We start from the raw sequence: 13,083 nt of genomic DNA, 5'->3' as shown, positions 1-13,083 counted from the left end.
AGCCGAACCGGCGACGCTCCTGCGCGATCGCCTTCATCGGCTCGCGAACCTCGCGGTCGTCCGGCCTGCTGGTCTCGTAGCGAACCGTCATGCGGCAACAGCCGATGGCTTTACACGCCCGCCGTTCGCTCACCCCGAAGCCTTCCTTCAGGCGAGCGACAGCTTTCCGCTTGGCCGCGGGCGTCACCATTTCTTTCCCACAAGATCCTTCAACGCGGCATTGTCGAGCATGGCGTCGGCCAGAAGCCGCTTCACCCGGGTGTTCTCGTCCTCCAGAGCCTTCAGTCGCAGAGCCTCGGAGACATCCATCCCGCCGAAGCGGGCCTTCCAGTTGTAAATCGAGGCGTCGCCGACCACGTGCTTGCGGCACAGATCGGCAACCGATACCCCGGCCTCAAGTTCCTTCAAAATTCCGATGATACTGCTCTTCAGAGAAGCGGCCGCGTTTCATGTCCTGGTCCTCTCGATGGGCCAGAGCGAACTTCAAACCGGATTAGATCAAAGGGGCAAGGTCAGGACCATTTCGGTGTTGGTTCTCCTTCAGCGCGGTTTTGACTATCGGCCTTGCGCCGATGGCGGTCGGAGAGCGCGTGCAACGTGAGCATGAGCCGATAGTCACGTCAACTATCAAATCTCGCAGTATCGGTCCGCATTCCGCTATATTAGAACCGCACTTCTTTAGCTGTCAGGGTGCATCTGCATGCAGGATAACGTAACGACATTAGACATTTCGAAGTTCATCTGTGCAGCGTACGAGCTGGCGCGTAAGTCCGGTCTCCACATCACGATGGGAGACGATTTTGAGGAGTACGTCAGGATCACTGACAGACTTCCTGGAAAGTCACCGACCTATCCACACTTTCGTCCGGACTGTTCTGATCTTCTACCTGGAAAGGCTTTCTGGATTATTGGCAGGGACCGGGAAGACAGGGTAGCGCATGTCCAAGCAATGCGGCTGTACGATCTCTCCACCACAAGTCTTGATGAGCACCTTGGGACGCTCAGAGACTGCTTCGCGGACCCTGGTCTTAAAGCAGGGCCTGGCTCTTCGTGTAGCTGCTACGCACCGTCCGCCAGAAGCATTACCGGGCTTGTAGCATATCGCGGCGACCTCTGGCTCCGTGAGGATTTTCGGGGACGCGGTCTTCTGTCCTTCCTTGGTCGGATCGCATTTGGAGTGGCATGGACTCAATGGTCGCCGGATTTCATTTACGCCCTCGTTGGTAGCTGGAACATCGAAAAGGGCATAGCAGATCGCAACGGCTATCTACACAAAGAGCCACATGCATCCGTCCTGCGGTTGCCAGCGCGGGGCATATGCGACGACGACTGGCTCGTTTGGTTGACCCGTGAAGACCTGCTGAAAATGCTTTCAAGTAGAAGCTGTTCGTCGACTATGCCGGCGACACGGTGACGGTAATGGTCGACCGCCTCAAGGGAAGGACGCGTCAGGCGCATCTGTTCCTGGCGGTGCTGGGCGCGTCTAGCCTGTCCTAGCAGAGGCACGTTGGAGCGCACGCTGCCCGACTGGCTCGGCCGCCAACTCAATACGCTCGAGGCATTCGGCGGCGCGCGCGCTGGTGGTTCCTGATAACGCGAAGGTCGCGGAGGCCGCCGCTACTATCCGCAGATCAACCGCACTTATGCCGGGATGGCGGCCCATTACGGCAGTTCGGTGCTGCCGACCAGGCCGCGCCGGCCGCGCGATAAGGCGAAGGTCGAGGCGGCGGTGCGCATTGTCGAGCGCTGGCCTCTCGGCCTTCTACAGTCTGGCCAAGGTGAATGCGGCAATCGGCGAATTGCTGGCCGATCTGAACGATCGTCGGGTGCCGGCAGCTGTTCGAGGAGGTCGACGGTCCGGCGCTCAAGCCGCTGCCGGCGGAATGTAAAGTCTTCGCCGAATGGCGGATCCGGCGTGCCGGTCTCGACTATCATGTCGAGATCGATCGCCACTATTACTCCCTCCTCTGGCCCTTCGCGCGCGAGCAGGTCGAGGCGCGCGTCAAGCGACCCGTCGAGTTGTTCTGCAAGGGCGAATGGATCGCCGTCCATTTGCGTTCCAGCGGCAATGGCCGGCACACCAGGGTCCCGATCACATGCCATCCTCGCATCGGCGCTTCGCTGATCGGACGATTGAGCGGATCGGCCACGATGCCTCGGCGTTCCGACGCGGCGCTGCTGTGCGAGAAGATCCTGGCTGACCGGCCACATTCCGAGCAGGGCTTCCGGGCCTTTCTGGGCATCACTCGCCTGGTCAAGGGATTTGGCAGGGAACAGGTCAATGCCGCCTGCGGTCGCGCGCTTGAGATCGGCGCGCGGACCTACGGCTCGGTCCGCTCCATTCTCGACAACCATCTCGACCGAGCGCCGTCGCCGCGGGCGGCGTCCCGCGAGCCATCGACCATTCCCAATCCGCGGCTGTCGCTATAACGACTGAAGTAGAAAGGGATGCTTGCACCCCCCACCCTCGATCGCCTGAACGCCATGGGCCTGTCCGGCATAGCCAGGGCATTCGACGAACTCACCGCCAATGCCGAGGTCGAACAACTCTCTCATGTCGAATGGTTGAGTCTGCTACTCGACCGGGAATGGAGCTGGCGGTACGATCGCAACCTTGCTGCCCGCCTGCGCTTTGCAAAGCTGCGCCACCAGACCATTCCCGAGGATGTTGACTATCGCAGCGCGCGGACTCGATCGGCTCCTGTTCCTCCGCCCCGACAATCCGGCGATCTGCGGGCCATCAGACGTCGGAAAGAGTTGGCTCGCCTGTGCGCTCGGCTACAAGGCCTGTCGCGATGACCGCTCCGTCCTTTACCAGAGCGTGCCCAGACTGTTTGCTCCCTGGCATCGGCGCGCGGGGATGGTCGCTATCTACGCCTGCTGCGCAAGCTCGGCAGTGTGCAATTGCTGATCCTTGACGATTGGGGCCTTGAGCCCCTCGACGGCCAGGCCCCTCATGACCTCCTTGAAATCCTCGAGGACCGCTATGGACGCCGCTCCACCATCGTAACCAGCCAGTTGCCCGTCTCCGCTTGGCATGAGGTCGTGGCGACCCAAGCAGCGCAGGATGCCCCTCTTGTTGATCCGGTTGGTATCTCATGTCACGGTGGTTGACCGTCGACACGCACCCTGTGGACAGCAGTTTGAGGTGGCATCACTTCGGTCAGTGCGCGGATCTGCCTTTTTTGTCATCCGCCTTCCGGATGGACGGTCGCGCAATATCCGCCGCTCAGTTACGAATCTGTCGCCTGCTAGCGATGATGATGGTGAACATCGTAGCGGGCTGGAAAGTTAATACCCGTTCGGACTTTGCTTCCTTTAGTGTATTGTGCGCGAATCACCTTTATAACTCAATGGCGAGTTGCGATGGTGCTCATGCTTTGGCGCATCGGATTGCGGTGGCTCTACCGGAGACCAGTGTTCCACTGGTACGGATCAAGCCAGATACGCCCAGCCTTTTGGAACAATCTCCCACCGGTATCTCAGCACCAAGTCGCGCAGATGCTCGCGCTGATCCGCCGGATGCCGCCGGACGCGCCAGCCGCGAGGGACCAGTTTGATGTTGGTTATTCCGAGAGCGGCCGTCCGGCGTTCAAATTTCGCTTACGTGTTGTGCGCCAATCCTCGATAAACTAGGTGCGCCACCATCAGGAAAGCACCGAACTTCAGCACAGCTTGGTGGACCGCGCGTCAGATTGGGCTGGCCGCCGGATCGTGTCGTCGCCATCGACGAGGATCTTGGAAAACCAGGAAACGGCCAAGTCGAGCGCGGCGACTTCCAATGGCTCATCGCCGAGATCGGGGCCGAGATCGGGCTCGGCAACGCGGGTCTGGTGGTCAGCCTCGATGCAGCGCGCAACAACCGGGACTGGCATCAACTCCTCGAGTTGTGTTCATTGCTCGGCGTTGTCATCGCCGATGGTGAACGTCTCTACGGTCCCTGCGCTTATCAAGACCGGCTGCTGTTAGGGCTCTCGGGGATCATGAGCGAAGCGGAGTTGCACCAGATCCGCACCCGCCTGCATCAAGGGGGACGGCAGAAGGCGGCGCGGGGCGAGCTTCGCATACCGCTGCCAGGTGGCTTGGCCTACAACCGCTCCGGCCAGATCGTGTTCAACCCTGATGAAGAGGTTCAGGCTCGGCTGCGTCTGATCTTCGACAAATTTAGAGAGCTTCAGACCGCGCGACGCGTTATGCGTTACCTGCGCACGCACGACCTACGCGTACCGGTGCGCCGATTCGCGGGCCGGCGCCCCATGAGCTGGTGTGGCGAGACGCCACCATCGCCGACGTCCATCATATTTTGCACAACCCGGCCTATGCCGGCGCATATGTCTACGGCCGGCGCCGAATAAATGCGATCCGCCAAGGTGCGGGTTCGCATCGCGCAACCTCGAAGGTGGCGTGGGCTCGGCATGTCGCTGTATGCGAAACGGCTCGAGAAGGGCCGGTTTCTATGGCCGTCGCCGGCGGACGGCACGGTTTCCATATCGCCGGCGCAGCTCGCCTACATGCTCGACGGGATCGATTGGCGCAACCCGGTTCACACGTTCCGCCCGCAGCGCGCGGGCTGAGTTTTCTTTGAGTTTGCGCCATTTTCCGCGAGTCAGCGGACGCGTTTTATGATTCACTCCAAGGCATGGTTGCCACCGCCCAGGATGCTGTTCCGGACGATATCGGCGCGCTGAGAGCACCGCTGACCGCGGCGCTGGCCAGAGCCGAAGACGAGGCCGCGCGCGCTGCGCTGGTCGAGGCCGAACTGGCGGTCGCCAGGGCCAAGGCATCGGATGATGCGGCGCTGATCGCACATCAGGATCTGACGATCCGCAAGCTGCAGCGGGCGCTGCATGGTCAGAGTTCTGAACGCTCAGCCCGCCTGCACGATCAGATGGAGCTCACCTTCGAGGAACTCGAGAGCACCGCGACGCAAGACGAGATCGCCGCCGAACAGGGCGCGGCCCGGACCACCGAGGTGGCGCCTTATGTGCGCAAACGACCGGCGCGCCAGCCATTTCCAGAGCATCTGCCGCGCGAATCGTGGTCGAGCCGGCGCCGACCGCTTGCCATTGCTGCGGCGGTCATCGGCTGCGCAAGCTGGGTGAGGATATCACCGACGCTGGAGGTGGTGCCGCGGCAATGGAAGGTGATCCAGCACGTGCGGGAGAAGTTCACCTGCCGCGACTGCGAGACGATCAGCCAGGCTCCGGCGCCCTTCCACGCCACCCCGCGCGGCTGGGCCGGTCCCGGCCTGCTGGCGATGATCCTGTTCGAGAAGTTCGGCCAGCATCAGCCGCTCAACCGCCAGGCCGAACGCTATGCCCGCGAAGGCGTGCCGCTCAGCCTGTCGACGCTCGCCGACCAGGTCGGCGCCGGCACCGCGGCGCTGATGCCGCTGTTCAAGCGGCTCGAAGCCCATGTGCTGGCCGCTTCACGTCTGCACGGCGACGACACGACGGTGCCGGTCCTGGCCAAGGGCAAGACCGATACCGGTCGATTATGGACCTATGTGCGCGATGACCGGCCGTTCGGCGGCGCCGATCCGCCGGCGGCAGTGTTCTACTATTCCCGCGATCGCCGAGGCGAACAGCCCGCGGCGCATCTCGCCGGCTGGAACGGCATTCTGCAGGCCGATGCCTTTGGTGGTTACGGCGATCTCTATGCGACGGGTCGTCAGCCGGCGCCTGTTCTGGAGGCCAGCTGCTGGGCCCACAGCCGGCGCAAAGTGTTTGAGCTGGCCGATGTCGAAGCGGCGGCGCGCAAGAAGGCGCGCAGCGAGAAGCCCAACCTGGTCTATCCGCTGGCGGTCGAAGCCGTGAAGCGCATCGATGCCTTGTTCGATATCGAGCGCGCGATCAACGGCCTGTTGCCGGCCCAACGCCACGCCGTGCGCCAGGAGCGGAGCGCGCCGCTGGTCACCGAGCTCGAGCGCTGGATGATCGAGACGCGCGACAAGCTCTCGCGCGGGCACGACCTGACCAAGGCCTTCAACTACATGCTGCGCCGCTGGTCATCCTTCACCCGGTTCCTCGACGATGGGCGGATCTGCCTATCCAACAATGCAGCCGAGCTAGCCCTGCGCGGCATCGCCATCTCGGGGTCATTCTGCCCATGTTGGGCAGGAGGTCGAGGTCCATTACCGTTGGCACCCGTATTTCGGACGTCGGCTTCGCTGCGAGAACAGCGAAGAGCGCGCCGACGGCCGGATCATTCACCTCGTCGTCGCGCCCGGTCATGTCATTACCGCTCCGGCCTGGATGATCGATCCCGTGGCTTGCGCGGCGATGGACCTGGGCCCCCCGCGCGTATCGCTTGCCGCGCTGCTTGAGCTTAACAAGCTCTTGATCGAACGCCGTTTCCGGCGAGGCTCTCCGGATGGTTTCACCATCGCGGAGTCGCAACATGAGAACCCTGCCACCCCCGACACGATCTCTCGAGGTCGTTCGCCAACTCAGCTTGCCGCTCGACTCGCAGAAGCTGAACGGGCTGAGTTCAACGCAACGGACCATAGTGATCGCCCGGCTCGCCAACGTACTGAGGGCCGCCGCCGGCGTGGCAACGGAGGAGGAGAGCTGCGATGACGAGCGGTAATCTGATTCCGACTGCCGTCCTCAAGCGCAAGGCCGTCGTCTATGTGCGTCAATCCACTCAGGCGCAGGTCCAGCTCAACCTTGAGAGCCAGCGTCGGCAGTATGAGCTTGTCGACGTCGCGCGGCGTTGGGGATTCCGCAAAGTAGAGGTGATCGACGAGGATCTGGGACGAACCGCAAGCGGGGCTGTGGAGCGTCCCGGTTTCGAGCGCCTGGTCGACGATCTGTGCACCGGCCATGTGGGCGCCGTGCTTTGCCTGGAGGCGTCCCGCCTGTCGCGCAACGGGCCGGACTGGCATCGGCTGCTCGAGTTGTGCGGCGAAGTCGATGCACGCGTGATCGATCTGGACGGAGTCTACGATCCGGGATTGCCGAACGACCGCCTGCTGCTGGGTATGAAGGGCAGCATCAGCGAATTCGAGCTCGGCGTGCTGCGTGCCCGCATGTACGAGGCCGCCCGCGCCAAGGCACAGCGCGGAGAACTGCGCATCTCCGTGCCCTTCGGCTATGTCTGGCACCGCGATTACGGTCTCGGGTTCGATCCCGACATGCGCCTGCAGGAGACCATTCACCTGATATTCGCGCGCTTCCGCGAACTCGGCAGCGCGCGCCAGGTCCTGATCTCGATGATCGACGATGGCGTGCATTTCCCCAGACCCTCCGACGGCAAGAAGATGGTGTCCTTCGACTGGGTTCCGATCCGTTACCGCAACGTGATCTCGATCCTGAAGAACCCATTCTACGCCGGCGCCTATGTCTATGGTAAAAGCGAGAAGCGCACTGAGATCGTCGATGGCCGCGTTCGCAAGAGCTATGGCCATTACAAGCCGGCTAGCGAGTGGGCGGTGGTGCTCAAGGACCATCACGAAGGCTACATCGGATGGAGCGAGTACGAACGGAACCAGGAACTGCTCGCAGCCAACGCTTACGGCAAAGCCGGCGGCGTCAAGTCGGGCCGCGGCGGTCGCGCGCTGCTCCCGGGTCTTATCTCCTGTGGTCGATGCGGGCGAAGACTGGTTGTCATGTATGCCGGACGCGGCCAAGGTTATCCGGTATATCGCTGCGAGCGCGGCAACCTCATGATGGCACAGGCGCGATGCATGTCGTTCAACGGCTTTCGCACCGACGCGGCGGTGACCCGCGAAGCGCTGGAGGCGGTTGCGCCGATGGCGATCGAAGCGGCGTTGGAGGCTGAACGGATGCAGCTGGAGAGCGAAGCCAAGCGGCGGCAGATGATCGAGATGGACCTGCAGCAGGCGCGCTATGAGGCATCGCTCGCCGAGCGCCGCTATGCCGCTTGCGACCCGGAGAACCGGCTTATTGCGGCCCAGCTCGAGAGGAGTTGGGAAGCCACACTCAGGCGCGTGGAGACCTGCGAGGCCCAGCTGAGCGAAGTCCAGCGTGTGGAGCCTGTCGACGCGGTTCCGGACTTCACGGGCCTCGCCCAGGATCTCGAGGCCTCCTGGAATGCGCCGGGTGTCGACATGCGCTGTCGTCAGCAACTGCTGCGCGCGCTCATCAAGGATATCGTGGCGGATGTCGATGACGATGCGCGCGACGTGATCTTGACCATCCACTGGCACGGAGGCCAGCACTCGCAGGTACGGGTTCGCAAGCCCAAATCCGGAGAGCATGGCCAGCGTACGCCTGAGGAGGCTCTGGCGATCATGCGATCCATGGCAACCCGGTGGTCGGATGCCGAAATCGCTGCCACACTCAACCGCATGGGCATGCAGACCGGTCAGGGAAAGACCTGGACCGCGCGTCGCGTCCAATCGCTGCGCACGGTGCACAAGATCAGCGGCTATCGCTCTTCCGACAAGAATGGCGAGTGGCTCACCATGTCGGATGCGGCCGCGAAGCTCGGCGTGTCGCACGTCAAAATCCGCCGGTTCATCAGGGATGGCCTCTTGCCGGCCGAGCAAGTCATGCGCGGCGCGCCCTACCAGATCCGCGCCAGCGACCTCGAAGACGAACGGATCAAGGCCGATTTGGCGCGCAATACTCCGCGTCGCATCCACGACGACAACCAGGAATCGCTGTTTTCCGCCATTTGAAGATGAGGTGCATAATGAATCAGTCTTCGCTCTCGGAAGAAAAGTCCTGGCTGTTCTGCGGTTCCGATCGCGGCGGACAGCGCGCGGCCATTCTGATCGTCAGCGCCAAGATGAACGATATCGACCCGCAGGCCTGGCTCGCCGACGTCCTCGCCCGACTGCCCGCCTATCCGGCCCATCGGATCGATGATTTGCTGCCGTGGAATTGGAGATCCGCAAAATTGCGGACCCAACCAGCGGCGGCCTGATCATGCAGCGCAATAAGGTGCATCACGTCTACACCGTCGAACGTGTCGCCAGGGACCTCGGCGTCAGCGAAGCGCTCATCCACGAACTGACCCTCGGTCTGGAGCCCGAGGACGGCGTCATCTGGGTGTACGGCGCCAACGATGACGACGGGATCTTGGCCTTCACCGATGAAGGCATCGAGGAGGTCAAACTCCTCCTCGAAGAATATCATCGCGTCTCCCCATCGAAAGCTTGACCCCAGCACTCCGGTGCTCAGGTTCTCATGGCCACCAGATACGCACGTCTGCGGTCTTCACCGGATGCGTACGTCGATGTTGTCGCCGGGCCGATTGTAGTTCCGTCGAGTTTTTTATTGACAAACCCAAAAAGGGCAACCCCCGTCACTGCAAATGACCGGAGCGTGTCGTGGCTCGTCCAATGGGGGAATGCCTAGGCTGCAGCCGCTGCGCCGCTCCAGCCGCGGACTGATCTGCCGATTATTATAAGATTAAGCGCTGTCCATATGTCGCTCGTTCAAGTTGCCTGATGATCATCAATAAGCTCATTCACCCTCTGTTTGCGGTGTATCTCAGCGTGCGCCCAACGCTCCCGTATTTCCGCGCATTTCAGCTGCATTTCGCCATACATCTTCTTTGCTACAGAAAGCTGATCATCGGTTGATCGTTGTCCGGGTCCTCCTCCGAACTGCAGAGCATCCCTGCATTCTTCAAGACTCTCCGGCAACACGCCAGTGAGGTGGCTTGCCAACTCGCTTCGGCGCTCCGCAACCGAGCTATCCAGAGACAGGCGTTGGGCGATCTCACCAATTAGTGTGTGGGCCTTCCTGAAAGGAACGCCTCGCGACGCCATCCGTTCTGCGGCGACTGCCGTCATGGGTGAGCCATCTTCCAGATTTTCACGCATTGACCGCACGTTGAAAGACATGAATTTCACAATGAGTGATGTGAGGGTGATGGCCCTCTTAAGGGCATCTTCTGCAAGGGCTAATGGAGAGCAACCGTAGTTGCTCGTTTCGATCGAGTTGCTGAAAGGCGATTTGCAGGTGGCTGTTGCCGCAGAAACGTAGGCCCCAATCGCTGTGCTTGCCGACCCCTTGACGTGTTCAAGCAAAAATGGGTTCTTCTTTTGGGGAAGCATGGAAGAGCCACCAGCAAGATAATGAGGAAGGTCAATGAGCGCGAACTCCCTGGTCGTCCAAAGCTGCAGGTCCTGGGCCACACGGCTGAGCAAAATTGCAACGCTAGCGAAGAGTGAAAGCCCTTGTAGGTGATGGTCACGGCTTGCAACCGCATCAAGCGAGTTGAATGACGGCAATTCAAATCCCAGAAGATTTGCTGTCTTCAAAGGGTCGATAGGCAGGCTGGTGCCTCCGCCGGCACCAGCTCCCATAGGGCAGTTCTTGATGTCTTCCAGGAGGCAATGGAGCCGCTGGCGCTCGCGCCGCAGAGCGAAGAAAACGCTGAGCAGGTAGTGCCCTGGCGATCCGGGGATTGCAATCTGGTACTGACTGTACAAAGGAGCAACAAATCTCGATGCTTCCTCCACGCGCTGAAGCAGGGCATCTTGTGCAATGCCTATTTCTTGGGAGATAGCACACCCAGCTTCCCGAAGGACCAGCAGAGAGATGGTCGCGTTCAAGTCGTTGCGGGATCTTGCAAGGTGCAGCCAGCCGGCCTTTTCCGGGCCAGCTCTGGCGGCAAGTTCTGCCTCATAGGCAAGGTAGAGGCCGCGCGGAGCATCGCGTCCCTCCAAAGACTGAAAGCCCTCGTCCTGGAGGTGAAAGATGTGCTTCAAGAGATCGGCAGCGACTTCCCGGTTGATCAAGCCCTGATCCGCGAGCATCACCAGATGTGCTTCATCTATGGTCGCCTGGTGCCGCAGAAGGCGACCGTCACGCGAGATTTCGATAGGCGGAGCGAGCAACTTCATCGCTTCGGGATGTAGGTTCCACCTGCCCTCGCTTGCCCCAGCGACTTGCTTGTTGTCCGATTCGCCAGCAGCCTCTTCCATATCCATCACCGTGGAATCGATCATCTGTTGAGCTGCTATAACGGCGGCGTCGAGTTCATCAGCGACGCCTACGGCGTAGGCTACTCGGTCTCTGAAATCGCCATTTATTTGAACATCCTCCCCCCCATATTTCAGAAGCCCCGCTTCGGGCACTGTCGGCCCTGGAGTTCGAGAAAAGCTCAGGCGTTTGAGCTTCCCGGATTCGTGAGCAAGGCGGAAACGGATAGCTCCCGCTCTTCCGCCCGCCCGCGGAGGCGTAAACCCTTGTCCCGCGTAAAGATTAATGACCATATCAAGGATTGAGGTGCGCAAAGCGTGCGACAGCATGACTGGAATCATTCCTCCAGCCAGTCTGGGATTGACCTCAATGATGACCGGGCCTGGCTCCGCTATTACGAACTCTACATGAGCCGGTCCGAACTCCAGGCCGAGCGCTGATACCGCACTCACGGCAAAACAGGCCAGTTCCTGGAGGGAGCGCTCCGGGAGCGGTGCCGGGAAGTCGTGCCCTACCTCGACGAAGCAGGGAGGCGGGCCCTTGTGCTTTGCAAGTATTCCAAGGCAATGCAGGGTTCCATCGTTCGCAATTATCTCTGCGGAGTATTCCTTACCCCTTATATATTTCTGGATGAGGACATCAGGGCTGCACAGACCTACCTGATCGAGTAACGCGCCCCTTGCACTCTCAAACGCCTTGATTGCGGCTGCCGCTGTATCGCACAACCGCACGCCACTACTACCACTACCGGAGACCGGCTTCACCACCACCGGCAGAGTGGCTTGGGCAAGTATCTTCTCCACGTCTCGGACGGAAGTGGCCAGTCGAGTCTCAGGGATCGTGATTGATTGTCGCTGCAACTCGGCCGCTTGCTTCCATTTGTTCCGGCAGGTAGCTATAGCCTTCGGATTGGCTGCTGGTAGCCCGATGGCCGTCGCAGCACTTGACGCTGCTTCCACAAAATAATCCGACGACGAGTATATTCCTGCCAGCCTTCCCAACTTGGCGGCGACCCCGATGAGTTCGTCCGGACTACGCGTTTCAGCTTCGACAACGTGAGCGACCGAGTCCTTCAGAAACGGATAACGCGCAGGATTACGCGTAACGAGATATGGTTCGAAGCCAAGAGCTCGGGCCCGTTTCATTAATAGTTCGCCGGTGCCCGTCGTGTTGCTTTCCACGAAAAGGAAGCTACCTCGGTTCATCAAGAATCGTCCTCCAGCAGGCTTAAGACAGCTTCCCGGCTTTTCCGATTCCAACGATATCGGTTCCATGGCGGAAGAGCGGTCGAGGGATGCTCTTCACTGGACGGAGCGTCCAGAAGAGCACCTTCATGCAGACATCCATTCTGCTTGAGCCACTCGTGGTCATAAACAGCTTCGGCATAGCGGTGGCCTTCATCTGCACATATGACGACCACGGTTTCTCCTGGATACTGCCGAGCGTGCCAACGCCCAACGATGTAGCTCGCCCCGGAGGTCGGACCGGCGAAAACGGCGTGCCGCTCATGGAGGGTATGCGTTGCAGCAAATGCGAGCGGAGCCGAAATGAGATGCACGTCGTCATACAGTTCATGCTTCACATTCTTGGGGACAAGACTGTTCCCCAGGCCCCGCAGTTTCCGGTCGCCATCCGGTTGGCCAAAAATGACGCTATTGAAGGTATCTACTCCGATCAGGCGCGCCTCCGGGGCTTTTTGGCGAAGGCGCTCTATCGTTCCGCAAGTAGAGCCACCAGACCCCACAGAACCGACCAAAGTTATGTCGGCGTCCAGCATCCCCGATAGTTGATCAGCAAAAAGCTTGTAGGCTGCGGGGTTGTCCGGTGTTTCGTACTGACGGGGCCAGAAACAGGAATGGCCCAACTGTCTCATCTTAGCGTGTAACGCGTCCAGCCGGCTTCGTTGGTAACCACCATCCTGGGCCTTTTCAGTTACTATGACGACTTCGGCTCCTAGAGAGCTCAACCTGTTTTCGAGACCTTTGTCCATCACCGGGTCCGTGAAGATCTCAAGCTGGAATCCACGTTCTCGGCAAATGACGGCCAGCCCCAGTGCGAAGGTTCCGCTTGAGGTCTCGAGAACTTTCATGCCGTGCGTCAACGTCCCTCGAGTCACCGCTTTCTCGATAATGTACTTCGCAGGGAGAAGCTTCATGAAAGCGAACTGCGCGAGATAAAGGTT

Annotated in this window: 8 protein-coding genes and 6 pseudogenes; 11 read left to right on the top strand and 3 right to left on the bottom strand. The window is 60.6% G+C overall.

The window, feature by feature from the left end; all coding sequences use genetic code 11:
• A pseudogene (locus tag EN859_RS29335) lies at positions 1-451 on the bottom strand (transposase); the annotation flags it as partial.
• Between the two features lie 249 nt (positions 452-700).
• On the opposite strand from EN859_RS29335, the gene EN859_RS29330 reads away from it, so the two are divergent.
• From EN859_RS29330 to EN859_RS29290, 11 genes and pseudogenes are all read left to right on the top strand, one after another.
• A complete protein-coding gene (locus EN859_RS29330; RefSeq protein ID WP_126038098.1) occupies positions 701-1,414 on the top strand; it encodes a hypothetical protein in 714 nt (237 codons plus the stop codon).
• Positions 1,363-2,367 (top strand): annotated as a pseudogene (locus EN859_RS29325) (IS21 family transposase); the annotation flags it as partial. The gene EN859_RS29330 and the pseudogene EN859_RS29325, both read left to right, overlap by 52 nt.
• A gap of 81 nt (positions 2,368-2,448) precedes the next feature.
• Positions 2,449-3,114: pseudogene (locus EN859_RS29320) on the top strand (ATP-binding protein).
• A 581-nt stretch (positions 3,115-3,695) separates the two neighbouring features.
• Positions 3,696-3,998: pseudogene (locus tag EN859_RS39690) on the top strand (recombinase family protein); the annotation flags it as partial.
• Between the two features lie 239 nt (positions 3,999-4,237).
• Positions 4,238-4,309 (top strand): annotated as a pseudogene (locus tag EN859_RS39685) (hypothetical protein); the annotation flags it as partial.
• 106 nt (positions 4,310-4,415) lie between these two features.
• Positions 4,416-4,574 carry an IS66 family insertion sequence element accessory protein TnpB gene (gene tnpB / locus EN859_RS38360; protein ID WP_210211049.1) on the top strand — a complete coding sequence of 53 codons (159 nt, stop codon included), beginning with the start codon at positions 4,416-4,418 and terminating at the stop codon, positions 4,572-4,574.
• A 65-nt stretch (positions 4,575-4,639) separates the two neighbouring features.
• On the top strand, positions 4,640-6,325 hold the full coding sequence (locus EN859_RS29310) for an IS66 family transposase (RefSeq protein ID WP_245455127.1): 1,686 nt from the start codon (positions 4,640-4,642) through the stop codon (positions 6,323-6,325).
• A 74-nt stretch (positions 6,326-6,399) separates the two neighbouring features.
• The gene (locus EN859_RS29305; RefSeq protein ID WP_126038095.1) at positions 6,400-6,588 is read left to right on the top strand and encodes a hypothetical protein; all 189 of its coding nucleotides are present in this window, start codon (positions 6,400-6,402) and stop codon (positions 6,586-6,588) included.
• Positions 6,575-8,644 (top strand): recombinase family protein, encoded by a 2,070-nt coding sequence (locus EN859_RS29300; RefSeq protein ID WP_126038092.1) that lies wholly within the window; start codon positions 6,575-6,577, stop codon positions 8,642-8,644. Before EN859_RS29305 ends, EN859_RS29300 begins: the two co-directional genes overlap by 14 nt.
• Positions 8,645-8,685: 41 nt before the next feature.
• Positions 8,686-8,892: pseudogene (locus tag EN859_RS29295) on the top strand (transposase domain-containing protein); the annotation flags it as partial.
• A complete protein-coding gene (locus EN859_RS29290) occupies positions 8,844-9,128 on the top strand; it encodes a hypothetical protein (RefSeq protein ID WP_348629315.1) in 285 nt (94 codons plus the stop codon). The pseudogene EN859_RS29295 and the gene EN859_RS29290, both read left to right, overlap by 49 nt.
• A 278-nt stretch (positions 9,129-9,406) precedes the next feature.
• On the opposite strand, the gene EN859_RS29285 is transcribed toward EN859_RS29290, so the two are convergent.
• Both EN859_RS29285 and EN859_RS29280 read right to left on the bottom strand, forming a co-directional pair.
• Positions 9,407-12,106: a lyase family protein gene (locus EN859_RS29285; RefSeq protein ID WP_126038089.1), complete on the bottom strand. Its 2,700-nt coding sequence runs from the start codon at positions 12,104-12,106 to the stop codon at positions 9,407-9,409.
• Positions 12,106-13,056: a cysteine synthase family protein gene (locus EN859_RS29280; protein ID WP_245455126.1), complete on the bottom strand. Its 951-nt coding sequence runs from the start codon at positions 13,054-13,056 to the stop codon at positions 12,106-12,108. The genes EN859_RS29285 and EN859_RS29280 overlap by 1 nt, the downstream gene beginning before the upstream one ends.
• Positions 13,057-13,083: the final 27 nt, after the last annotated feature.

The organism is Mesorhizobium sp. M00.F.Ca.ET.216.01.1.1, assembly GCF_004010325.2.
Taxonomy (GTDB): Bacteria; Pseudomonadota; Alphaproteobacteria; order Rhizobiales; family Rhizobiaceae; genus Mesorhizobium.
This window is presented reverse-complemented; position numbering and strand designations above follow the sequence as displayed.

Excerpts from the sequence above, each read along its gene's own strand:
- EN859_RS29330 (WP_126038098.1), top strand. The coding sequence starts at position 701 with ATGCAGGATAACGTAACGACATTAGACATTTCGAAGTTCATCTGTGCA.
- tnpB (WP_210211049.1), top strand. The coding sequence starts at position 4,416 with ATGTCGCTGTATGCGAAACGGCTCGAGAAGGGCCGGTTTCTATGGCCG.
- EN859_RS29310 (WP_245455127.1), top strand. The coding sequence starts at position 4,640 with ATGGTTGCCACCGCCCAGGATGCTGTTCCGGACGATATCGGCGCGCTG.
- EN859_RS29305 (WP_126038095.1), top strand. The coding sequence starts at position 6,400 with ATGAGAACCCTGCCACCCCCGACACGATCTCTCGAGGTCGTTCGCCAA.
- EN859_RS29300 (WP_126038092.1), top strand. The coding sequence starts at position 6,575 with ATGACGAGCGGTAATCTGATTCCGACTGCCGTCCTCAAGCGCAAGGCC.
- EN859_RS29285 (WP_126038089.1), bottom strand. The coding sequence starts at position 12,106 with ATGAACCGAGGTAGCTTCCTTTTCGTGGAAAGCAACACGACGGGCACC.
- EN859_RS29280 (WP_245455126.1), bottom strand. The coding sequence starts at position 13,056 with ATGAAGCTTCTCCCTGCGAAGTACATTATCGAGAAAGCGGTGACTCGA.